Below are 22042 nucleotides of genomic sequence, written 5' to 3'. Positions count from 1 at the left end.
CGAGAAGCCGACAAGTCGGACTTCGCATTACAAGGTTGCAGCAGCATGAAGTTCGAGGTCGGGGAACCGGAGGCCATTGTTACCTAACTCGCTGGGGAGAGGGAAGAATGAGTGTCTGTGTTGGCCTCGATATCGGCTCACGCACTTCGATCGTCGGGGTACGTAAAGATGGGCGTCCGGCCGGACAGTGGGATATCGCTCAAACCCCTGCAGGCCGTAAGGCTGCGGTGAAAAAGCTGCTGGCACTCAAGCCCAAGTCGATCGTGATGGAGGCGACCGGAATCTATTACCTAGACTTGGCTCTTGAGCTACATGCGGCTGACCTCCCTGTTTCAGTGATCAACCCCAAGAGCTTTCACAATTTCGCCAAACTGATGCTGGTGAACAGCAAGACCGATGCAATAGATGCTCAGTTGCTGTCCGAGTACGGCGAGCGTATGACACCGCGCTTGTGGACGCCTCCAAGCCCTGTGCAGCTTGAGCTGAGGGCTCTGGGCCGGCACATCAACCGTTTGGTGGGACACCGTACCAGGGCGAAGAACGAACTTCATGCGCTGCAGGCGACCTCTACGACCGTGTCGATGCTGATCGAAGATCAAGAAGAAGCCATTGCTTCACTGGATAATCGAATTGAACGCTTTCGTAAGGCTGGCCGCGAGATGGTCGCCCAGTGTCCGACGCTTACTCGGCAGTACAAGCAGCTGCTCGCAGGCCCAGGAATAGGAGAAGTCTCAGCACTTGCTGCATTGGCTGAGCTGACCACCCTTCCTCAAATGCTCAAGTCCTCGCAGGTAGCTCGTCACGCGGGGCTGGATGTTCGGCAGACACAGTCGGGGACGAGCATTGACAAGCCCGGTCGGCTCGGCAAAAGCGGGAATGCTTATCTGCGGGCAGCCATGTACATGCCTGCCTTGACCGCAGTGCGCTGCGACCCTTATGCGAAGGCTTTTTACGAATCCCTGGTCAGTAGGGGCAAGAAAAAAATGCAGGCTATCGCTGCTGTCATGCGCAAGTATCTGACAGGCATCTGGGCATGCATGCGTGGGGATGTGCCATTTGATACGGTGAAGCTTTTCAGCTCTGAACACCTCGGAAAAGCTTGACCGCCAACAGAGTATCTACGTTTGTTTCGGGCCAATTATGCCTGTGGGATTCGCGCGCGAACGCCTTGGTGCCTATCTCGATATCGCGTCGTACCAACAAGGCGGTCGCGCGCGCCAGGCACAGGATGGACTGGCCCGAAACAAACGTAGGAGCGGGTTTACCCGCGAAGCGCCGCGCGGGCGGCGCTCGATCTCACAGGCGCTGAATGTGTCGAGGCGGACACCTGGCGGCGCTCGGTCTCACAGGCGCTGAAAATGTTGTGACGAACCCCTGGTGGCCTTGATGCGAGCCCATGACATGCACCGACCAGATCTCAGGGCGCCTTCGCCCCCGGGACGCCCGAGGCAGGTGCAACAGCCGGCGCCGCTTGCTCAACCGGCTTTTCCACGGCTTTTTCAACCACCGCCACCCGATCCAGCTCGATATTCACCCGCCGATTACGCGCCCGATTCGACGCACTGTTGTTCTTCGCGAGCGGATAACGCTCGCCATGGAAGCGCACAGTGATCTGCTCTTCCGGCACACCGTTAGCCTTGAAATAATCGGCCACGGCCAATGCGCGGCGGCGCGACAGGTCGCGGTTGGCCAGGCGGTTGCCACTGTTGTCGGAATGCCCATTGAGCTCGACATGGTTCACCGTCGGGTCGGCTTTCATGTAATCGAGGATCACATCCAGCCGCGCCTTGGCTGCTGCATCCAGCTCGATACCGCCCCCGGGGAAACCCACCTGGGTCTGGCGCACCTGGTCGTAGTTCATCGGCAACAGCTTGCCAGCACAGACCTGATAGTCATTGTAGGCTTTGGCGAAGCTGACCGGCAGCACACGCACCTCCATCGGCCTGCCCGCCTCACCGGTGTAGTTGCGCACAACGGTGCTACGCCCGTCGAGCAAGCCGTTGATCAGCCGGCTGGCCTGCCCTTGGGAGGAGCTGAACAGCACGCCACTGCGGGCCATTCGCACATTGCCCAGGTTGATATCGCCACGCCCAGGTTGCCACGGCGCTGCCGCAGCCAGAAGGCTGGCGGTGCCGGCACCCAGTGCGTTGCTGTCCGACCGCAGCTGAAACACCGGCTGCTCGCCTGCCCGACGCACGAACGTACCGCTGCCGAAACCTTCGATCGGCTGGCTCAGACGGCACTCGAACTGGTCACCCTCGACCTTCCAGGCAATGTTCTCCATGCGCGTCTGGAAAGTCAGTGCGCCAGCCGGCAGGCTGGCGAACAGGGTCAACAGGGCTAGGTAACGCTGGCGCACGGGCGGCTCCACAAATTCTGACGGCTTACCAGCAGGCTATCGGACGCTGTCCGGAAAACTTGATAGCCGTGCTCGCCCCGGGGTTTTCCGGTAGGATTGGGGCTTGAGTTCGACCCGCCTGGAATCCCCAATGTCCGATCGCCTGACCCTCCTGCGCCCCGACGACTGGCACATCCATCTGCGCGATGGTGCCGTCCTGCCCCACACCGTTGGCGACGTGGCGCGTACCTTCGCCCGTGCCATCATCATGCCCAACCTCGTGCCGCCGGTGCGCAATGCCACCGAGGCCGGCGCCTACCGTGAGCGCATTCTGGCTGTCCGCCCGGCCGGCAGCCGCTTCGAGCCGCTGATGGTGCTGTACCTCACCGACCGCACCAGCCCCGAGGACGTCCGCGCGGCCAAGGCCAGCGGTTTCGTGTACGCCGCCAAGTTGTACCCGGCCGGCGCCACCACCAACTCCGATTCGGGCGTGACCAGCATCGACAACATCTTCCCGGCCATAGAGGCACTGGCGGAAGTGGGCATGCCGCTGCTGGTGCATGGCGAAGTGACCCGCAGCGAGATCGACGTGTTCGACCGCGAGAAGCGCTTCATCGACGAGCACATGCGCCGTGTGGTCGAGCGCTTCCCGACGCTGAAAGTGGTGTTCGAACACATCACCACCAGCGACGCCGCGCAGTTCGTCACCGAGGCCCCGGCCAACGTGGGTGCGACCATCACCGCCCAGCACCTGCTGTACAACCGCAACCACATGCTGGTCGGCGGCATTCGCCCGCACTTTTACTGCCTGCCGATCCTCAAGCGCAACACCCACCAGGTGGCCTTGCTGGACGCTGCCACCAGCGGCAATCCGAAGTTCTTCCTCGGCACCGACTCGGCACCTCATGCCCGTCACACCAAGGAAGCAGCCTGTGGTTGCGCGGGTTGCTACACCGCTTATGCGGCCATCGAGATGTACGCCGAAGCATTCGAACAGCGTAACGCGCTGGACAAGCTGGAAGGCTTCGCCAGCCTGCACGGTCCGGCCTTCTATGGCCTGCCGGCGAACACCGACACCATTACCCTGGTCCGCGAAGAATGGACCGCTCCGGAAAGCCTGCCATTTGGCGAGCTAACCGTAGTCCCGCTGCGCGCTGGCGAAAAACTGCGCTGGCGCCTGCTGGAGAAAAACGCGTGAGCGAAGACCTTTACGAAGACGACCTGGACACCCAAGGCAGCAGCGGTCCTCGTCACCCGATGGCCGAGCGCTTCCGCGGCTATCTGCCGGTCGTGGTGGATGTTGAAACCGGTGGTTTCAACAGCGCTACCGATGCATTGCTGGAAATTGCCGCCGTCACCATTGGCATGGACGAGAAAGGTTTCCTGTTCCCCGAACATACCTACTTCCACCGAGTGGAGCCGTTCGAGGGCGCCAACATCGAGCCGGCCGCACTTGAGTTCACCGGGATCAAGCTGGACCACCCGCTGCGCATGGCGGTCAGCGAGGAAAGCGCGATGACCGACATCTTCCGTGGCGTGCGCAAGGCACTCAAGGCCAACGGCTGCAAGCGGGCGATTCTGGTCGGCCACAACAGCAGCTTCGACCTGGGTTTCCTCAATGCAGCAGTGGCGCGCAATGACCTGAAGCGCAACCCGTTCCACCCGTTCTCCAGCTTCGACACCGCCACCCTGGCGGGCCTGGCGTATGGCCAGACCGTGCTGGCGCGGGCCTGCCAGAGCGCCGACATCGACTTCGACGGGCGTGAGGCGCACTCGGCACGCTATGACACCGAGAAAACCGCTGAGCTGTTCTGCGGCATCGTCAACCGCTGGAAAGAAATGGGCGGCTGGCGCGATTTCAACGATTGATCTGCTAAAGGCATTCGCGGGCACGCCCGCTCCCACAGGTTCACCTTTGCCTTCAGGCATGCAGAGAATCTGTGGGAGCGGGCGCGCCCGCGAAGAGGCCGGCACAGGAAGGCAAAAAAAAACCGGCCACGAAGGCTAATGCCAGTCAGTTAAGACTGACGCATTGACCTTTAGCCCATAGGCCGCAAAATCCGATGCTTGGAAACGAGCATCGGATTTTTTATGCGCCTGTCAAAAGCCCTGTCCCTCACTCATGAAATGGCATCGCGGCCACATGCCCTCGAAGGGCTTGGAGCCTTGCTTGATCCAGACATTGTGAAACAGGCCTTCGAAACGGCAGGTGTCTCGACTATACGCAAGCGCCGGTTGCCGTTGGAAAGCCTGGTCTGGTGCATCATCGGCATGGCGTTGTTCCGCCGGATGTCGGCTTGGGATGTCGTGAATCACATGGACATCATGCTGCCGGGCAAGCGACCGCTGGTGGCGCCCAGCGCTGTTGTTCAGGGACGGCAACGGCTGGGTAGCGAAGCGGTTCGCGAGGTGTTTTCGCTCACCCAGCAGCGATGGCATGCAGAAGTCCAACACCCTCAATGGTTGGGGTTAACACTTTTGGGTGTGGATGGCGTCGTCTGGAATACCCCCGACACCGCAGAAAATCGGGCGTGCTACGGCGGCGCGACCAATCAGCATGGCGATGGCAGTTACCCTCAAGTCCGAATGGTCTGCCAGATGGAACTGACTAGCCATCTGCTGATAAGCAGTACTTTCGAGAGCTATCACAGTAGCGAAATGAAGCTGGCCGAACAGTTGATCGCTACCACGCCTGATCACTCGCTGACCCTGTTCGATAAAGGTTTCTACTCGTTGGGTTTGCTGCATCACTGGCAATCACAAGGCGAGCAGCGTCATTGGCTTATTCCTTTGAAGAAGGGTAGCCAGTACGAAGTCGAGCACAAGCTTGGGCGCAACGATGCCGTAGTCATTCTGCGCACCTCGCCACAAGCCCGTAAGCAATGGCCCGGCCTGCCGCTGGAGACTCGAGCACGGCTGTTAAGCAAGACGATTAAAGGCAAGGTGGTGAGCGTACTGACCTCAATGGTCGATCCGCTGCGTTTCCCGGGTGATGAGATCGTCGACCTTTACAGTCAGCGTTGGGAAATCGAACTGGGATATCGAGAGATCAAGCAAGGGCTTTTAGGTGGTGAATATACGCTGAGAAGCAAGACGCCGGAGATGATTGCGCAAGAGCTATGGGGCGTACTGCTGGGCTACAACCTGTTGCGTTATCAGATGGTGCAAATGTCTCGACAGTGCCCTGGTGTGTACCCATGCGAGATGAGTTTTACTGCCTGTAGCTGGGCAATACTGGGCTTGCTGCATGGCACATCCTTGAACCACCCCGGAAATTTGCCGGGATTTTTGTCGGATCTGCAGGCTTCGGCGGCACAATATGTCTTGCCACATCGACGGCCTGACCGATGGTTTCCGCGAACGGTGAAGCAACGTCCAGCGAAGTACCCCACCCGAAAATGAAAAATGCCAGTCAGCTTAACTGACTGGCATTAGCCACGAAGGCCGGTTTTTTCATGCACGCCGCAATTACAGCTTGCCAGCGTTCTCGCTCAGGTAGGCAGCAACGCCTTCAGGCGAAGCGTTCATGCCCTTGTCGCCTTTTTTCCAGTTGGCAGGGCAGACTTCGCCGTGCTCTTCGTGGAACTGCAGAGCGTCAACCAGACGCAGCAGCTCGTCCATGTTACGACCCAGTGGCAGGTCGTTGACGATCTGCGAACGGACAACACCGTTGGTATCGATCAGGAAGGCACCACGGAAGGCCACGCCGCCTTCGGACTCGACGTCGTAGGCTTTGCAGATTTCGTGGGTCATGTCGGCAGCCAGGGTGTACTTCACCTGACCGATGCCGCCGTTGTTGACCGGGGTGTTACGCCAGGCGTTGTGGGTGAAGTGCGAGTCGATCGACACGCCGATCACTTCCACGTTGCGCGCCTGGAAGTCAGGGATGCGGTTGTCCAGGGCGATCAGCTCGGACGGGCAGACGAAGGTGAAGTCCAGCGGGTAGAAGAACACCAGGCCGTACTTGCCCTTGATGGCCGAGGCCAGGTTGAAGCTATCGACGATCTCGCCATTGCCCAGCACGGCCGGAACGGTGAAATCGGGGGCTTTCTTACCAACGAGTACGCTCATTGTAATCTCCTGATGAGGGTGAAAAACCGTTTGCCGGGCCAGACGGGCTTGCCCGACATCCAACAAAGGCCGACCATCATACACGGCTTCTCATGACAGGCCGACTCCGTCGACAAAGCGACCACCGGTCGCTCAAGCACAGCCCTCTCAGAAAGATCTTTGACAAGCATTCTCATTACCATTAAGCTCCAACCCATCGACCCAACCAGCGATGGTCAGCCCTTATGTATGTGTGTCTTTGTGTCGGCGTTACCGACGGACAGATCCGCGATGCGATCTATGAAGGATGCTGCAGTTACAAGGAAGTGCGAGCCGCCACCAATGTCGCCAGCCAGTGTGGGAAATGCGCCTGCGTGGCCAAGCAGGTGGTCCGCGAGACCCTGACCGAGCTTCAGGTCAGCCAGGCAGCCCTGCCCTACCCCGTCGAATTTACCGCTGCCTGAACGCAGAATTTCAAGAACCGGACCTGGTGTCCGCGTATTCCAAGCCCGAAACAGTCAAGAATTCGAGCAAAAACAAAGGCCTACAGCGATGTAGGCCTTTGTCGTTTCTGGCCGGGGTTACGTCGGGGTGACGCTGACCACTGGTCGGCCAAGAACTGAGCCTGCTGCTACCAATTGTTGATGGTGTAACCACAAGCCCTAAGCTCTTTGACGATTTCTTTTTGCCACGCCCCTGATTGGTCCAGAGACACATAAACCACACCACTAACGTCATTAGGTGTCTCAATTGTGCCTTTGACCAAGGCGCATACGTTTTCCCTGCCGAGCTTCGCCATCAAATAACCGTGCTCGAAGACCACATTCTGCCGAGCGCGGTCCTTGGGTGGCATCTTTTTCTCATGATGCCCCCGCCCTTGATCGCAAGGCGTGTAGAGCACCAGGGCGAAGTCGGCTTCACCTGCATAGTGCTCAATCTTCTCGATGATGGTCATTCCAGCATTGGCTTGTTCGTGCAGGATTATCGCCCTGAGCCCAATGCTTTCGATGAAGCGACTTACGTCCAGCTTGGCTTCGTTATCCCTGCCATGAACGATAAAGACATTCCTTTTGTTCCTGGCAACGGTCGGGGTCGGCCCTGCGACCGGCATAGGTATGGGGAAGGTGCGAGGATCAACGACGGGACCGGGCGTTGGTTGGGCGGGCGTATATCCAGTCGCACCGAACTCTAGCGCATCAAGCAGCGGGGTAAACTGCTGTGATATGTAGGTTCTTCGCTCGGCATATGTACCAAATTTTGGTTGGATAAAGCCCCAAAAAGATTCTAGATCCCTGTGAAGCTTGAGCCATGCGGGGAGCTGCTTAGCTATTTCGTTGTCGCTAAGAAGCTCATGACGGAGTTGAGCGTACTCACCCGAGTCTGCTGGTTTCCCTGTGGCGTGAGCAATCAGCAGGTTCTGCAGATAGCTGACCTTGTCAAAGCGGGTTTCCAAAAAATGTAAGCTCATCAAGCGGATTCCGTTCTTGCAACTCAATGGCCAGAAAGCTACCGAGTTGCCATCACCCTGTCTACATTATCGGCTCCAGCGTCCACGTCAGGCCACTGGTCTGACACGATGTGTGACCACACCAGTCGGTGTAGGATGGAATCGCGCCCTGATTTGCCAATTGAAGGGGGGCGCCAGCGATTTGCCTTCTAATTGGAGACTCGCCCTCATGCCTACCATCATCGTCATCGACCAGCAAAACCTTCAAGCCTTCACCCATCCAGGCATCGACCTGGACACCGGCCTAGTCATTGAACTGGACCCGTTAGCAGACCCGGCGCCTGTGCAACTGGAACTGTTCAGCGCTGACGTTCAAGGAGGTCACGATGCCGCGCATTGCCGTAATCATCTCACCTGACGAATATGATGCCTTCGCCACCATCATCGGTCATGACCCTGAATTTCCCAAAACCTACGACGATTGGCTCAAACGCACTACGAAGGAAAACGAGCAACATCGAGCGCGTGGCGAGGTTATCAACGAGGTGACAATCCACCCTCAAGAATTCGCCAACTGGTGCAAGGCTTGCGGCCTCGATCCCTCCTACATCCTTCTCGGGATGTTCGCTGGTACCAAAGTCCACCGGTAGAAGTAGATTCATCCTGCGCCCCAACCCGATGTCCGGGCTGGGGCTGCTCAGCATCAGCGATACGGTGCGCACAAGGGCGCCCAAAGCGGCTGCATGTCGTTCGTTCATACTTGATCCCTCTTGATCACAACAGATCACGCCCGCGACGGCTCAATGCTCGGCACCGTTCACCAGCGGTTAGTCGGCGCGATGACGGTCGGGCCGGGGCGTCACACTGCTCGGCGCTGCTGCCATGGTACGTTTCGAGGCTGCATTCGCGGGTCTCTCGGGTAAGAGCATTGTCGGCCCTTTCCTCGGGGGTGAGGGGCAGTTCCTCGACCCACCGTTGGCGTGCGAGGTCGAGGCCTTCGGGCTCTGGTGATGGGTTCGGCTGATCGGACGCCCCCCAGCGGCAGGCTTCCTGGGGCGACATTTCCGGCTGTTCCACCGGCTCGGGTGCTGCCCGTGCGCTCGTGACGCGTACCGCTTCGATTGCGGGTGGCAGCTGTTCTTGTTCATAGGCGGCTTTCGCCAACACAAATGCGATTCTTTGTGCGATTTGAAAATCGGACATATTGCCGATGTTGGTCTGTACGTTGAACTGCACATCCGGCTCGTCTTTTTGAGGCGCCGGATACAAGCGGCTCAAAACCTGTGTGTAGAAGACGGAGCGATTTGCGGACGCCCACGACAGCATGTCATCCACGCCACCAAGGCGCTCGAATGTCGTCAGAATTGACCCAGCAAGCTCGGCACTGACCAACTGCCTTTCGCCCTTGTCCAGGGACTTGCGAAGCCGACCGCCTGTTTTCGGCTGTCCTGGCGGTCTACCTCTGGCCATGTCAGTCATCCCCCAAGGTCACGGTCACGGCCTTGAGGTCGCCGTCCTCGGTGTAGGCAAAGCGTACAGTGGCCGGGGGCGCTGCTTCGGGCCGTGGCTGTTCGGCCAGCCACAGGTTGAGTGTGGTGGCCAGGGCGCGGGCTTCTGCCACCGGGTCATCGGTGAAGGTCACGGTAGCCATCGTCATACCTCGGGATCGTTGCCATACAGCTTGCGGGGGCGGTTCAGCTTAGCCGGTGGCACAGGCTGGCCGTTGTAGCTGACCTCGCTGGCCTGCTGTTCGTCGACGAAGCCCACCAGTTGGCCAGCAGCGTCACGTTGCAGTAGGAAGCGCTGGCCGTTGATGACCATCGCCCTTGCCACGCCAGCGCCGTCTCGCTGTACCGTACCCTGCATGGCCTTGGGTGCTCGCGTACTTTGCACAGGGGGGATCTGCCTGAAGTCGTCGAAGCGCGGTTTGGGCTGCTGTTCGGCCAGCATCTGTTTCTGTGCGGCCAGTGCCTGGGTGACACGCTCCTCCACCGCCTGCTCGATCATCGCTTCGATGGCACCACCAATACCTGAGGGAACTTCGGGCGCGGGTGCCTGTTGCTGCTCTCGCCGATCCATTTGACGGGCGATCAATTGCAGTCGAGGGGTCATTTCAGTTTCTCCAACAAGCGCTCTAACTTCAATTGCTCGCCGCCGTGCAGTCCTACACCCGATGCCTTTTTAATCAAGTCATCCAGTTTGCGCAGCGATACTTCATCACTGCCGGTCAAGGCAAGTTTATCGCGAGCTTCCGTTGCGGCCTGAATCAGGGAGTGCCCCGTGTGGATATAATCAGACATGCTATTTCCCCTTGTTACGCTTTTGCTTCTTCAACCAACGAGCGCGCTCCTTGGCCAGTTGTGTGTCGATACGTTTGGTCTTTTTCGGCTGCATTTTATCCACCATCACGCATACGGATAAGTTCCCGGTATCTAGCGCCGAGTCTTTCATCGTTCATCCAGCGCTTGCGGTCAGTCTTCATGGCATGCTCGTGCTGTGCGATTTCTGCCGCAAGGGCAGCCCCACTTGGGAGGGTCGCCGACCCAATGGCTTGCTTATAAAGCCCGAGTATGACTTCCTTTGTGTTTAGGGCCTTGATCCATCCTGTGGTAAATACATCTAAGGCTCGCTGTTCATGTAATGGTAGCGACTGAAAATAAGCGTCCACCATCTTCATGTTGGCTTGATAACTTTGACCCCACAGATTCTCAAAGTAAACATAAGTCTTTAGCTTGGCTGCGTCGTTGGCCTTCACCACCGCTTCGAACTGGGCGTCTGTGAGATTATCGGTCGGCTCGGAAGAAAGTGCGCGTCCTTGCGCAGGGGTACTGCCATTTCGTGCTGCAAGTTGCTCTCCGGCTCGACTGACCCAGTAACAAGCATCGCTGAGCAGCTTGGCACTAAAACCGTTGTCATATGCGTAGTTTGCAAAGGCCTGGAACAGTGGATCATTGACGTGCTCGTAGAGATTGTAATTGTGCCTTGGCTTTTGCTTGGCGGGAGGATTGCTTATGGAGTCCATAAACCACTTAACGCACTTCTGCGTATGGCTGACGTTATGGCCGAGACGCATAAAGTCATTAACGAACAGCGCGCCCAGTTGGTTATAGGCCTCCATGACCTGACCTAAAGTTACACCAGCAGGAAGTGGCTGGCCAAAAACCATTTGCCCGCCACCGTTGTAATTGGTAGTGGACTCGTGCAGCAGATCGAGTTCAGTGCCACCGAAGTCGGGGGTCGGTGCGGGTGCAAGGGGCTGGCCTGGCTCGTAGGACTGAATGCCGCCAAAGCTGTGGGTATCGAGTTCATTCGCCATCGAGTTCTACTCCCACAACCTTGCGGCATTTCCGCATAAGTTCGTAACGTGCCTTGCAGCCGTGATGGACAAAACTTTGCTTCCCGACTTGCACCAGTTCCTGATGGTCGTCTTCGTCCATCAAGCACAGGCGGCACATGCCGGGGCCAACTTCTTGAGCGCCCTTCGCTGATGACAGCGTATCGACGATACGAATCATGTGGTCACGGCCAATCCACAAATGAGTGCCCACCTGCCGTAGCACTTTCTGGAAGGTGGCGTCGTGGATAAGCGTGGCGATACTCGACTTCTCTTCAAGCGGTACCTCGTCCTTGCCGATAGCGGCCAGGAATTGCGGGAAGGTGCATTTGCGCGACTCAGCTTGCGCGAATTCGTTGATAAGTCGGTAAATTGAGATTTCAAACTCGGTCACAGTAATGACTCCTTAACTTTCTCGATGTTGCCAGCCCGTGCTACCAGGTCGCGAAGGTACTTCCAAGGACGGCTGCACTGGCGATGAAGGTATACACCGGCAAGCTTGTTGCCGTAGATATCCAACTCCGGTTTTAGTGCGTTCATCACGCCACGTTCGTCTTGGAAGCAAAATGCACAGCAATCTGAACTAGGCGGGCGCCGTGCCAGTAAACGAGACGCGACTTGCGGGTCAGCAGTAGTGGCCAGGCAGATCAGGCGCCAGCTCTTGGAATAGTCGCTGGACTGCCAAAGCGCGCTTTCGTACTCCAGTTCAAGCGTCTTTTGCGTGGACTCTTTAAGCAGGAACAACCTGATCTGGTCGGGTGCTGGCGCCGCTTCACCGATGGAATAGCGCACCAGTTCGATAAGCTTATCCAGTGAACATCTTAGTGCGATGAAGTGCCGCGCCGTGAACTGTAAGTGTGCTAACAGGATTAGCTGCTGTTCGATGTTCATGGCTGTTTACCGAAGCGTTGCCGAGTCCAGCAGCTCTGCCAAAGCGGCATCGCGGGAAGTTTTACCCTGCACCATGAGGACGCCATCACAGAGCCTCTTAACGCAATATCCTCTACTGGCGTTCTCCACCGGGCCGCTGTAAAAAATCTCGAACCCAGGCGGCAAACCGGCTTCGGAAACGAGCAACGCGGGAAGTGGGTGATAACTAAGCAAGATGACGTTTGCATATCCACGACCGGCGTCGAGCACCAGCAATTCAGCATAGGCGCTGCGGTCTTCCCATATGCAATTCACGCGGTCGAAGCTGTGCCATTGGTCACTGCACACGCTCCACAAGGCGGACAACGTAAGCATTTCCTTGGTGGTGCCGCGTGGGATAACGGCGCTCCAGTTATTGTTCCTGGTCTCGTGAAACGTCATCGCAGAGCGCACAAGTGGCTTGATCTTGATGGGCGCTTCTGTGGTTTCTGTAGAGGGTGTAGCTGGCATGATTATGTTCTCCAGATAGATCAGCTATCTGGAGCCAGTTAACGGCATCCGATCTAGTCTGGCTGTCCGCTCTTACAAGAAAGTCCGTTTATTTTTTCCCATTCGCGCAGTGCCTTGCGGATCAGGCGAATGTCCTTCTGCCGTGCAGTTTCCGCGTAGTCTGCTGAGAGTCCGTATTCGACAGGCGTTGATTCCAACTGGGACTTGACGAAGCTGGCGCGTTCACTCCGGTCCTTCTTTTTGATGGATTTGAGCTTGATTTCCAGCACCTTGGCGATGGCGGCTTGCAGGTCCGCGTCCTTGGCCAGTGCCGCGTCTATCTTGACCTGACGCATGAGCTTGGTTTTCCTGGCTGGTAGCGCCTGGAGCCGCTGCAATTCATCCTCATAGGCCAGCACAGTGAGCAGCAGGTCAGGCGGCAGGCGGCGGGCCAGTTGGGCATCGTCGTAGGCGGTTGACCCTGCTGTGATGTTCATAACCTAATCCCCTTTACACCGGACTTTCTCATTCCGTTGTGAGCTTTCGAGCCGCGTGGCCGCCAGGGCGTTTCGCGGTATTCGAACCACGGCAAATCGAGAATGGTCCTGACTTTTTGAGTTTTCATCGTCACCTTCCCTCAAATGTGCCACCAGAAGGCCGCCCCGTGCGCCCCTGGCGTGTTTCTGGTCTATTTCGCCCATACCCACAGGGGTAGTGCTTGCGCTTCACAGCGGGGCTCTTTTTGGCCTTGCTGGGACTGGCCCGGTTTTCCGAAAACCCGTGCTTTGTTCGCTTTCCGTGACCCTTTCGTAACCCCAAAACGGTGTATCCGCTCTAGCATGGTGCTTTCACTGGTAAAAAAAGCGGATCAACAGTCCGTTTTGAGTATTTTTGGCTGGCCGATTTGCAGGACCGACAGGTGGCCGGACCTGGAATTTCTCACCCGCAACTGCGCGATGTGGCAACGGGACAGGCGCCCCACGAACTCGCTGTAGGAACCATGTGGCTCAGCATGATCGACGCACCAGGCGCACCAGTTCGCAAAAACATCATCGTCGAAGCTGGTTTGAGATTTATAGAACTCAAGCATCAGATGATCTTTCATTCTCCCAGGCCTCATAGTTTGCGGATTAGAGCCCTCTGATAAAGCTGCGGGCAGTTTTTCTAGTTGTGTGCCTACACCATACAAATTAGTTAGAGCAAACTTTGTTTGCGCACTAAACGAATTATCATTTCCACCACAGTCTCGCCGGGGCGCTGGCACTCCCGGATGGCGGCGGCGTCTTCGGGATCGACCCACAGCGAAAGCACCGTCCAACCTTCAGCCCGCCGTTGCGCTCTCAATGTGCGCATCCGCTTCGCCATCGCGGTTCGCGGTTTCGGCGTGCCAATCAGCCAGCCCAGAGCGAGCAGGCGTTCAACTTCCACCGGGCTGGAAATGGTCCGAGCCTGCGATGGGTGCACCATCATTTTCGGTTTCACAATTTCACCTCCAAAAAGTGGTCGTTCCGTCCGGAACGACGCCCCGTTCCGGGAACGCTGAAAGCCACACCGCGCATGGGCTGCGTGAGGATTTTTTCACCGTTCCGCCCTTCTCACGAACACACACACAGATGGCCCCAAAATAAGTTAAAAATAATTAAAAAACCCATAAGAACCCCATAAAAAAAGAGCTGTGTGTAGAGGGGGGGGGAATGTGTATATATTTATCTCTCTAACCTCTCTACCACGGGCCTTCCAGCGTTCCCGGAACGGGACCGGAACGGGCGGAACGCCCCCGCCGGTGTAAGCCCCCTATTCGTCATCGCCCCTGAGCCTCAGCACCTGGAGTTTCGAGCCGCCAAACTCCCACTCCACGATTTCGCCGCGCTTCACCAGCAGGCGTATGGCGGGTTCAAACTCCCGATCCGCTCCCATTTTCGACCGGCGCAACAGCGCCGAACGTGGTGTCCATCCCGCCTTGCAGGCAGCTACTTCGCTGGTGCTTCTCGGTTTGGTTTCGCCGTCGCTAATCATTTGCAGCAAGATGGCGGCATTCTTCTGTTCACCCCCGCTGTGTAGCTCGCTCTCGACGTAGCCGAGTACGGCCTTGTTGGATGCCCGCACGAACTGCGCCGCCCACTCCACATGCGCCGTGGTAATCACTGGCTTATCCGGGTCATCGAGCACGGCCAGCACGCCCGAAATATGCTCGACGTTCTCCAATGAGCGGGCGCAGAGTGCCCTTTCGTGCGGCGCACCGACGCCACGACCGATCAGATCGAACTCATCGTTGAGGGTGTCAAGCAGTGCGTCGGCGTTGGGGTGGATATCGACTAAAACTGGCGCACCGTTCGCTAAACTGCTACTCGCCAGGTTGACTTTTATCCGTGTGGCGGCGCTGCTGAACGATTTAGGCATCACGAATGGCTTTCTGATACGGCGGTTTTTCGGCATGTCATCACTGACCACCCACAACAAACGCCCGCACAGTCCGTTTTCGATATCGGCCAAGGTAAGAGCCTGTGCAAGTACCCCCGGTGTGGTGAAGCCAATAAGATTCAATGCCGGATTCGGGATAGCACGCCCCGGCTTGCCTGCTTTGCCGCGTTGGTAATAATTGTCATCCGCACCTGCCGCGTATAAGTCGAGGATTTTGCGCATTAATGAAACGTGCCATGCTTTTGCGTCCCTTGCGTTCGTTAATGCCAGCAGGTGCCCAATTTCATCGACGACACAATAAGTTCCAATGTGACTGAGCAGATCATCTTCCAAGGCTTCACCGGATGCGGGCGCGCTGATAATTTTTACGTTGCCCTGCGCGGCAAGTTTTTTGGTCAGTTGCTGCGGCTGGTTCTTGCCGCCAGCGGTCGGCAATACGCCGATGCCGTATAGATTCAACCGGCAGCCGCTGGCGAGCGCGTAGAAACTGCCGCACAGGGATGCCGAGGCAATCAAAACCGCCAGCATGGTCAATTGTGGCTGCGGCTTGTGCGCCACTTCCAAGGCCGCTTTTACCACTTCATCCATGATGCCGGGGTAGGGTGTCGGGTAGGCCACTGTTTCGGAATCTTTTGACACCGCGTTCGTGGTCGGCTTCCAGTTTTCGTTATAGGCGGTCAAAGCTTCGCGCTTGCCAGCCATTGATAGCGGATAGGCCTTGCTGATTTCGTCGTGTGCGAACTTGAGCGCCTTGGTTTCATCCTCGCTGCGGTGCGACAGCAGATAGGCCCACAAGGCTGGCGTCTGTACCAGTGTGGCGAATACGTCTTCATTGGATAAGTTGCTGTCCAGCAGACGGATGATAAGACCTTGCATGGTCTTGGACTTGTCGCCCTTGAACGTGCCGTCGACCAGTTGTTTCTGGTCATCGGTGAGCCGGACGCGGGTCAAGTCAGCAGGCTTGCCCGCCGTGTCTGGTGCTATGGACGGCTCGACCTTTTCCACATAGGGTTTCATGCCCCACGAGACAAGGACTTTTAAATCGTCTTCGTCCAGCTCCTTGAACTCAAGCTGCTGGACGGGGATGAAGGTGACGGTCAAGAAGCGCGGCGCCGTGCCGATATAAATTTCGGCGTGCTCGCAATGTGGCGGATGCGTGTCGGCTGAATCCTGATACTGCTTACACCAGCTCGACGGTGCCCATGCAAAGGCGCGGATGCCTTTACCCGATGGCGACAGCTCGGTGTACGTCTCGAACGGCAGGTCGAACTTGTCTTTGTCTACGCCGTCGAAGTCGAAACCAACCAGCGTGAGCCCGTCTACCTCGATACCGCCAGTCATGACAAGGCCGACGCCCGACAGGCCGAAGCCTTCCTTGGCGGTCTTGATCGCTTCCAGTAACGGGCGCCAGTCCATTGGGTCAGTAGTCGCCAAGCCATGGCGCCCGTTGTCCGGCACCTTGTCGTGTTTTTTACGCTTCGTGTTGTAGACCAGTTTAAAGGGCACCCAACGTGGAAGCTCGCCAATGTAACCAAAGATATCGTCAAGATTCATGAATAACCCCCTGATGTTGCCAAGTAACACCAGTGGGTTTATATTGAAAATACCACTTGGTGCTGCTGATTGATCCCCGGCGTTCCCGGTGTACTTCCTCAAAGTTGCTATCACTTGAACCGACCTTGCCCCACCCCAAGGTCGGTTTCTTTATTCGTCAGCCAGTCGCGCGGCTTCTCAAGCCCGCACAGTTTGACTTTCAATGTACGCATCCAAGTCTTTCTTCAGGTAATAAACCTTTGTCCCCATTTTAATATACGCGGGCGCCGGTGAAGCTTTCGTGCAACGCCAGATATTCAGCGTGCCAGGCTTAAGCCCGAGGTATTCGGCGGCTTGCTCAGTGTTAAATTTCTCGTTCATATCAAACCCCACAACAGTGAATGACTGACTACAAGCCCACACTAGAACTGGGAAAAGAAGATATCAAGCGGCAAGTTCTGTAGTGTAAAAATACAAGCGTGATACAAACACTAGGTAACGTGTTGAAAGTTTGGGTGTTTACAGCCATTTACCATTTGTCGGGAGAATAAAAAAGGCCCTTCAGAGAGGGCCTTTTAGATTTAGCTTAATTTAACTGATATCGGGATAACATTATTGGCGGCAGTGGCCTCGATATGATCGGCGACCTTTTGCCAGCCCTCGCGCATTTGGCTTTCGAGCAGCTTTATATAACTATTGTCGTCTGTATCGCTTTTCCGCCCACGGTTCATGATGCGCCTATACGTGTGCACGTTTACCAAATTGCTGGCGATTGACGCGAACGCGGCACGCAAATTTTTGGGGACAAAATCCAGACCCGTCAGGCTCATGAGTTCATCAGCAAGAGCATTCGCTTGCGCAGGTGTGACGGTGAACAAGCGGTCGTCACTGGTCTTGCCCTCAACCTGCCTTTGCACAATCACCAGCGCCTGAGTTGAAAGCAGCAACGTATGGTCGGTTCGGGTTTTCGTGTCGCGCAGCAGCACCTGACCCACTGCCAGGTCACAATCACCCACCGGTACGCGCAGCGGCTCGCCAGGCCGACACCCAGTCAGCAGCAGGAACATCAAGTAGTCGCGGGTGGGTGTTTGCGGCATAGCGCTTAGCCCCCGCCAGAACGTGCCAAGATTACTCAGCAGCGCCTTCACCGGTGCATCATCGGCGGCTTGCGTTTTTGGAATCACGACCCGCTCGGCCTTGGGCGTTTTCTTGTCGAACGGGCTGTCCTTGAGCACGACACCGTAAAAGCCCAAAACGGCCCGTAGTACCTGCATCCCATAGGCCGCCTGACGCTCGCCCCGCTGCGCCTTGTTTTCAATATTCACTGCCTTTATCTCACCGGCGGTGATGGCACGTATCGGCTTTTTGGCCAGCTTGCGCAGCAGGCCGCCTTTCGTTGGCTTGCCCTTCACAGTCGCCCGACTGGGCTGGATCATGCCCAAGTAATCGGCCTTGGTCCGCGCCTTGAGGTGCATGCCGTTATCTTCTCGGGTCTGTTCTTCTATATAGCGGGTCACAGCCTCGGCCAGGGTCATGCCCTGCGCCTTCGCTTCGCGCTTTGTTTCGCTGGGGCTTACCCCGGCGGCCAAATCAGCGATGATTGCCTTGGCCTTCTTTCTCGCCTGGTCAATCGAGACCTCGGGAAACTTGCCGATTGTGACGCGCTCAGGCTTTCCACCCGCGACCCGTTTGAAAACGCTGAAGGTCTTGACGCCGGTGCTGGTGACGCGCACCTCCAACCCGGAAACCGACTGCGATCCACCAAAATCATGATAAACGGCACGCTCCCCAGGCGCGGGAAGCGGCAGGCCATTTAGCGCTACTTGAGTGAAATTCACGTTGCTGCTCATCGTGGGCCTCCACGGGTTACGCTCGGGTTACGCAGCAGGTGTAACCCGGATAATTTCAGCGTAGCCCCATAAAGCACTGGAGACCCCGAAAACACTAGACCGTAAAGGAGTATGAACCCGCATGAATCCAGGCGAAAAAGCATGGTCCCGGACCTGGTGTCCGGTTTTTTTATGCCCGAAATTCAACAAGTTAGCGTTGCAACGCGGTTCACAAACATTCTTATTCCTATTAATTTTCACTTAGTATTCAAGAACTTAGGTTTGACACACCTAAGTATCGGGCTCAAACTTCAGTGGATTGACACACTTCTACAGGGCAGGAACCCGACATGAAAGGCGACGTAAGCGTCATCCAGCATCTCAACAAGATCCTCGGAAACGAGCTGGTCGCGATCAACCAGTACTTCCTGCACGCACGCATGTACGAAGATTGGGGGCTGAACAAACTCGGCAAGCACGAGTACAAAGAATCCATCGATGAAATGAAACACGCTGACAAACTGATCAAGCGTATTTTGTTCCTCGAAGGTATTCCTAACGTTCAGGACCTGGGCAAACTGCTGATCGGCGAGCACACCAAGGAAATGCTTGAGTGTGACCTGAAGATTGAACAGCAAGGCCTGGTCGACCTGAAGGCCGCCATCGCCCATTGTGAAACCGCTGGCGACTTCGGCTCGCGTGACGTGCTCGAAGATATCCTCGAGTCCGAGGAAGAACACATCGACTGGCTGGAAACCCAACTGGGGCTGATAGACAAGATCGGTATCGAGAACTACCTGCAGTCGCAGATGGGCGAAGAGTAACTATTCGCCCCATGAAAAAACCCGCGATCAGCGGGTTTTTTCATGCTTGCCGGAAGATCAGGCTTCAGAAGCCTTGGCCTTGGCAGCCGCTTCCTTGATCAGGGTTTGCAGCTCACCCTTCTCGAACATTTCCAGCATGATGTCGCTGCCGCCAACCAGCTCACCGGCTACCCACAGTTGCGGGAAGGTCGGCCAGTTGGCGTATTTTGGCAGGTTGGCGCGAATTTCCGGGTTCTGCAGGATGTCGACGTAGGCGAACTTTTCGCCACAACCCATCACGGCCTGCGATGCACGCGCAGAGAAGCCGCACTGCGGGGCATTCGGCGAGCCTTTCATGTAAAGCAGAATGGTGTTGTTGGCAATCTGCTCTTTGATCGTTTCGATGATATCCATGTAGCACCTCGGCTGAACTATCCGACACAGTCGTCGGCACGGTGTCGCATTGTATCGGAAAGCCGAGCGCTGTGCTCGGCCTTGCCGTTCCTCAAGCGGCCTCGACCTGCACGGGTACGCCATTGAGCGCAGCGTTTCCGGAAACCTGGTCCCGAAAGCGCTCATCGGTCAGGTCATTGGCACTCACGCCGGGTTGCGCCTGGGCGATCTGCATGTGCACGCCCTGACGACCATGACCATAACCATGGGGCAAGCTGACCACACCGGGCATCATGTCCTCGCAGGCCTGCACCTCGACCTCCAGGGAGCCGGTACGCGAACGGATGCACACGCGCTGGCCATCCTGCAGTTGCCGCTGCTGCAAATCTTGCGGGTGCATCAACAACTGATGCCGTGGCTTGCCTTTCACCAGGCGATGAAAGTTGTGCATCCACGAGTTGTTGCTGCGCACATGGCGGCGCCCGATCAGCAGCAGCTCGCCCGGCACCGGGGGCGTCATTTGCGCCAGGCGGTGCAGGTCGTCCAGCAAAACCTGGGGGGCGGCTTCGACAGCCTTGCTGGCAGTCGCCAGACGACCAGCGAGGTTGCTGCGTAACGGCCCCAGGTCAAGCCCGTGCGGGTGATCGTCCAGGGCTGCCAGAGAGAGGCGCCAAGGCGTTGCTTCACCGTAACGCCCTTTGCGCAGGGCTTGATCAATCATCTGCGCAGGCGACCAGGTCGGCTTCAACGCCAACTCGGCACGCTTGGCAAACGCCTGGGCCAGGCCGACGAAGATCTCCCAGTCATGCAGTGCTCCCTCCGGCTTGGGCAGGATCGCCCGGTTGAAGCGCGTGACATTGCGCACTGCCAGCAGGTTGAAGGTGCTGTCGTAATGGTCGTTTTCCAGCGCGGAGGTAGAGGGCAGGATCAAGTCGGCATGGCGGGTGGTTTCGTTGATGTAGAGATCGATACTGAGCATGAACTCCAAACCCTCCAGCGCCGTATCCAGCTGGCGGCCGTTAGGCGTGGACAACACAGGGTTGCCGGCAACGGTCACCAGGGCGCGCACCTGCCCTTCGCCCGGTGTTTGCATTTCCTCAGCCAGGGCAGCCACCGGCAGCTCGCCGCCGTACTCGGGCAAGCCCGACACACGGCTCTGCCAGGCGTTGAAATGGCCGCCCGAGGTGGTTGCCACCAGGTCGACGGCAGGCTCCGTGCACAACGCGCCGCCTGTACGGTCGAGGTTGCCGGTCACCAGGTTCACAAGCTGCACCAGCCAGTGGCAAAGGGTACCGAATGCCTGGGTCGAGACACCCATGCGGCCGTAGCACACGGCCTGCCCGGCTGCAGCGAAGTCGCGTGCCAGCTGGCGAATGTCCGCGGCAGCAATACCACATTGGGCGCTCATGGCCTCGGCACTGAACGGCGCAATGGCCTCGCGCACCTGCTCCAGGCCGCTGACCGGCAAGTGCGAGCCCCGTGCCAGGCCTTCTTCGAACAATGTGTTGAGCAAGCCGCACAACAGGGCTGCATCACCACCAGGGCGTATGAACAAATGGCGGTCAGCCATTGCCGCCGTTTCGCTACGCCGCGGGTCAACCACCACCAGGCGCCCACCACGCGCCCGCAGGGCCTTAAGGCGCTTCTCCACGTCCGGGACGGTCATGATGCTGCCATTGGAGGCCAGCGGGTTGCCGCCAAGAATCAGCATGAACCCCGTGTGATCGATGTCCGGAATCGGCAGCAGCAGCCCATGCCCATACATCAAGTGGCTGACCAGGTGTTGGGGCAACTGGTCCACGGACGTGGCAGAGAAACGGTTACGGGTCTTGAGCAGGCCCAGAAAGTAGTTGCTGTGGGTCATCAAGCCGTAATTGTGCACACTCGGGTTGCCTTGGTAGACCGCCACGGCATTGCGCCCATGGGCTTGCTGGACCGCCCACAGCTTTTCGGCAGCCAGTGCGAAAGCCTCATCCCAGCCAATGGCCTGCCAATGCTCGCCGACTCGCTTGTGGGGCTGGCGCAGGCGGTCCGGGTCGTTCTGGATGTCCTGCAACGCCACGGCCTTGGGGCAGACATGGCCACGGCTGAACGGGTCCAGGGGGTCGCCCTTGATCGAGCTGATCAGCGCCCGCCCGTCCTCCTCATGGCTGACTTCGATGTTGAGCCCGCAGATCGCTTCGCACAGGTGACAGGCACGGTGATGCAGGGTCTTGGTCATGGCCGCCTCTGCCTTGTTGTTGTCGAACAGTGACTATGCGCCCGCCCCCGCCCCGCGGCCAGTGCGCTTCGCCGCGTGAATCCACCGACATCATGCGCACGATTTACGACAGCCATTTGCCAAATTGCCAGCAAGCCGTGTACAACCGTTTGTAGCAAATAAAGAACAGCACGGGCCAACGGGTAAAGACACCCTTTGCAACACCCTTTGCAATCACGCCGCTTTTCCCCCCTTGGCTTCAGGCGACATTTACTTATAGTATTGCGCCTTTCCCTATTTCGTCCGCCCCGTGCGGCTTACGCCGCAGGTCACCC

The 22042-nt window shown here is 57.5% G+C and carries 27 protein-coding genes; 7 read left to right on the top strand and 20 right to left on the bottom strand.

Annotated elements, in window-relative coordinates; translation table 11 throughout:
* Positions 1-107 precede the first annotated feature (107 nt).
* On the top strand, positions 108-1103 hold the full coding sequence (locus ACI7M0_RS05655) for an IS110 family transposase (RefSeq protein ID WP_129934054.1): 996 nt from the start codon (positions 108-110) through the stop codon (positions 1101-1103).
* 314 nt (positions 1104-1417) lie between these two features.
* Here ACI7M0_RS05655 and ACI7M0_RS05650 read toward each other — a convergent pair whose 3' ends face one another.
* The gene (locus tag ACI7M0_RS05650; protein WP_129934039.1) at positions 1418-2359 is read right to left on the bottom strand and encodes an OmpA family protein; all 942 of its coding nucleotides are present in this window, start codon (positions 2357-2359) and stop codon (positions 1418-1420) included.
* A gap of 130 nt (positions 2360-2489) precedes the next feature.
* Here ACI7M0_RS05650 and pyrC point away from each other — a divergent pair, with 130 nt between their 5' ends.
* The 3 genes from pyrC (at position 2490) to ACI7M0_RS05635 (ending at position 5740) form a co-directional block, all read left to right on the top strand.
* Positions 2490-3536 carry a dihydroorotase gene (pyrC, locus tag ACI7M0_RS05645; protein WP_129934038.1) on the top strand — a complete coding sequence of 349 codons (1047 nt, stop codon included), beginning with the start codon at positions 2490-2492 and terminating at the stop codon, positions 3534-3536.
* Between the two features lie 59 nt (positions 3537-3595).
* The gene (rnt, locus tag ACI7M0_RS05640; protein ID WP_010952252.1) at positions 3596-4207 is read left to right on the top strand and encodes a ribonuclease T; all 612 of its coding nucleotides are present in this window, start codon (positions 3596-3598) and stop codon (positions 4205-4207) included.
* Between the two features lie 222 nt (positions 4208-4429).
* Positions 4430-5740, top strand: coding sequence for an IS4 family transposase (locus ACI7M0_RS05635; RefSeq protein ID WP_104960600.1), 1311 nt, complete (start codon positions 4430-4432; stop codon positions 5738-5740).
* 66 nt (positions 5741-5806) lie between these two features.
* Here ACI7M0_RS05635 and ACI7M0_RS05630 read toward each other — a convergent pair whose 3' ends face one another.
* The gene (locus ACI7M0_RS05630) at positions 5807-6409 is read right to left on the bottom strand and encodes a peroxiredoxin (protein ID WP_003254945.1); all 603 of its coding nucleotides are present in this window, start codon (positions 6407-6409) and stop codon (positions 5807-5809) included.
* A 224-nt stretch (positions 6410-6633) separates the two neighbouring features.
* Between ACI7M0_RS05630 and ACI7M0_RS05625 the strand changes: the two genes are divergently transcribed.
* Positions 6634-6852, top strand: coding sequence for a bacterioferritin-associated ferredoxin (locus tag ACI7M0_RS05625; RefSeq protein ID WP_003254947.1), 219 nt, complete (start codon positions 6634-6636; stop codon positions 6850-6852).
* A gap of 167 nt (positions 6853-7019) precedes the next feature.
* Here ACI7M0_RS05625 and ACI7M0_RS05620 read toward each other — a convergent pair whose 3' ends face one another.
* The gene (locus tag ACI7M0_RS05620) at positions 7020-7856 is read right to left on the bottom strand and encodes a TIR domain-containing protein (RefSeq protein WP_129932325.1); all 837 of its coding nucleotides are present in this window, start codon (positions 7854-7856) and stop codon (positions 7020-7022) included.
* A 208-nt stretch (positions 7857-8064) separates the two neighbouring features.
* On the opposite strand from ACI7M0_RS05620, the gene ACI7M0_RS05615 reads away from it, so the two are divergent.
* Positions 8065-8253, top strand: coding sequence for a hypothetical protein (locus ACI7M0_RS05615; protein ID WP_129932326.1), 189 nt, complete (start codon positions 8065-8067; stop codon positions 8251-8253).
* On the opposite strand, the gene ACI7M0_RS05610 is transcribed toward ACI7M0_RS05615, so the two are convergent.
* The 15 genes from ACI7M0_RS05610 to ACI7M0_RS05540 form a co-directional block, all read right to left on the bottom strand.
* Positions 8246-8593 carry a hypothetical protein gene (locus ACI7M0_RS05610; RefSeq protein WP_165366979.1) on the bottom strand — a complete coding sequence of 116 codons (348 nt, stop codon included), beginning with the start codon at positions 8591-8593 and terminating at the stop codon, positions 8246-8248. The genes ACI7M0_RS05615 and ACI7M0_RS05610 overlap by 8 nt on opposite strands.
* Positions 8594-8609: 16 nt before the next feature.
* A complete protein-coding gene (locus ACI7M0_RS05605; protein WP_405314556.1) occupies positions 8610-9314 on the bottom strand; it encodes a hypothetical protein in 705 nt (234 codons plus the stop codon).
* Entirely contained in the window at positions 9307-9492 is a 186-nt protein-coding gene (locus tag ACI7M0_RS05600) for a hypothetical protein (protein WP_405314555.1), read from the bottom strand. Before ACI7M0_RS05600 ends, ACI7M0_RS05605 begins: the two co-directional genes overlap by 8 nt.
* Positions 9489-9947, bottom strand: coding sequence for a hypothetical protein (locus ACI7M0_RS05595; RefSeq protein ID WP_129932330.1), 459 nt, complete (start codon positions 9945-9947; stop codon positions 9489-9491). Before ACI7M0_RS05595 ends, ACI7M0_RS05600 begins: the two co-directional genes overlap by 4 nt.
* Entirely contained in the window at positions 9944-10135 is a 192-nt protein-coding gene (locus tag ACI7M0_RS05590) for a hypothetical protein (RefSeq protein ID WP_129932331.1), read from the bottom strand. The genes ACI7M0_RS05595 and ACI7M0_RS05590 overlap by 4 nt, the downstream gene beginning before the upstream one ends.
* Positions 10136-10230: 95 nt before the next feature.
* A complete protein-coding gene (locus tag ACI7M0_RS05585) occupies positions 10231-11151 on the bottom strand; it encodes a hypothetical protein (RefSeq protein WP_129932332.1) in 921 nt (306 codons plus the stop codon).
* Positions 11141-11563 carry a hypothetical protein gene (locus ACI7M0_RS05580; protein ID WP_129932333.1) on the bottom strand — a complete coding sequence of 141 codons (423 nt, stop codon included), beginning with the start codon at positions 11561-11563 and terminating at the stop codon, positions 11141-11143. The genes ACI7M0_RS05585 and ACI7M0_RS05580 overlap by 11 nt, the downstream gene beginning before the upstream one ends.
* Complete coding sequence (locus ACI7M0_RS05575; protein ID WP_129932334.1) at positions 11560-12060, bottom strand: hypothetical protein; 501 nt, start codon at positions 12058-12060, stop codon at positions 11560-11562. The genes ACI7M0_RS05580 and ACI7M0_RS05575 overlap by 4 nt, the downstream gene beginning before the upstream one ends.
* Positions 12061-12066: 6 nt before the next feature.
* Positions 12067-12549: a hypothetical protein gene (locus ACI7M0_RS05570; RefSeq protein ID WP_129932335.1), complete on the bottom strand. Its 483-nt coding sequence runs from the start codon at positions 12547-12549 to the stop codon at positions 12067-12069.
* Positions 12550-12602: 53 nt separating this feature from the next.
* The gene (locus ACI7M0_RS05565) at positions 12603-13025 is read right to left on the bottom strand and encodes a hypothetical protein (RefSeq protein ID WP_129932336.1); all 423 of its coding nucleotides are present in this window, start codon (positions 13023-13025) and stop codon (positions 12603-12605) included.
* 371 nt (positions 13026-13396) lie between these two features.
* Complete coding sequence (locus tag ACI7M0_RS05560; RefSeq protein WP_129932337.1) at positions 13397-13633, bottom strand: hypothetical protein; 237 nt, start codon at positions 13631-13633, stop codon at positions 13397-13399.
* A gap of 89 nt (positions 13634-13722) precedes the next feature.
* Positions 13723-14010 carry a hypothetical protein gene (locus ACI7M0_RS05555; protein WP_129932338.1) on the bottom strand — a complete coding sequence of 96 codons (288 nt, stop codon included), beginning with the start codon at positions 14008-14010 and terminating at the stop codon, positions 13723-13725.
* Positions 14011-14322: 312 nt separating this feature from the next.
* A complete protein-coding gene (locus ACI7M0_RS05550) occupies positions 14323-16503 on the bottom strand; it encodes a DUF3987 domain-containing protein (protein WP_129932339.1) in 2181 nt (726 codons plus the stop codon).
* Between the two features lie 177 nt (positions 16504-16680).
* Positions 16681-16863, bottom strand: a complete 183-nt coding sequence (locus tag ACI7M0_RS05545) for a helix-turn-helix domain-containing protein (RefSeq protein WP_129932340.1) — start codon at positions 16861-16863, stop codon at positions 16681-16683.
* Positions 16864-17063: 200 nt separating this feature from the next.
* Complete coding sequence (locus ACI7M0_RS05540) at positions 17064-18332, bottom strand: integrase family protein (protein WP_129932341.1); 1269 nt, start codon at positions 18330-18332, stop codon at positions 17064-17066.
* A 329-nt stretch (positions 18333-18661) separates the two neighbouring features.
* Between ACI7M0_RS05540 and bfr the strand changes: the two genes are divergently transcribed.
* Positions 18662-19135, top strand: coding sequence for a bacterioferritin (gene bfr / locus ACI7M0_RS05535; protein WP_003254948.1), 474 nt, complete (start codon positions 18662-18664; stop codon positions 19133-19135).
* A 57-nt stretch (positions 19136-19192) separates the two neighbouring features.
* Here bfr and grxD read toward each other — a convergent pair whose 3' ends face one another.
* Both grxD and ACI7M0_RS05525 read right to left on the bottom strand, forming a co-directional pair.
* Entirely contained in the window at positions 19193-19528 is a 336-nt protein-coding gene (gene grxD / locus ACI7M0_RS05530) for a Grx4 family monothiol glutaredoxin (protein WP_003254949.1), read from the bottom strand.
* A 91-nt stretch (positions 19529-19619) separates the two neighbouring features.
* Positions 19620-21728, bottom strand: a complete 2109-nt coding sequence (locus tag ACI7M0_RS05525; protein ID WP_129932342.1) for a molybdopterin-dependent oxidoreductase — start codon at positions 21726-21728, stop codon at positions 19620-19622.
* Positions 21729-22042: the final 314 nt, after the last annotated feature.

Source organism: Pseudomonas sp. 10(2024) (genome assembly GCF_045164175.1).
Classification (GTDB): Bacteria; Pseudomonadota; Gammaproteobacteria; order Pseudomonadales; family Pseudomonadaceae; genus Aquipseudomonas; species Aquipseudomonas alloputida.
Note: the sequence above shows the minus strand (reverse complement) of the source record. Positions and strands in the feature narration are given on the sequence as shown.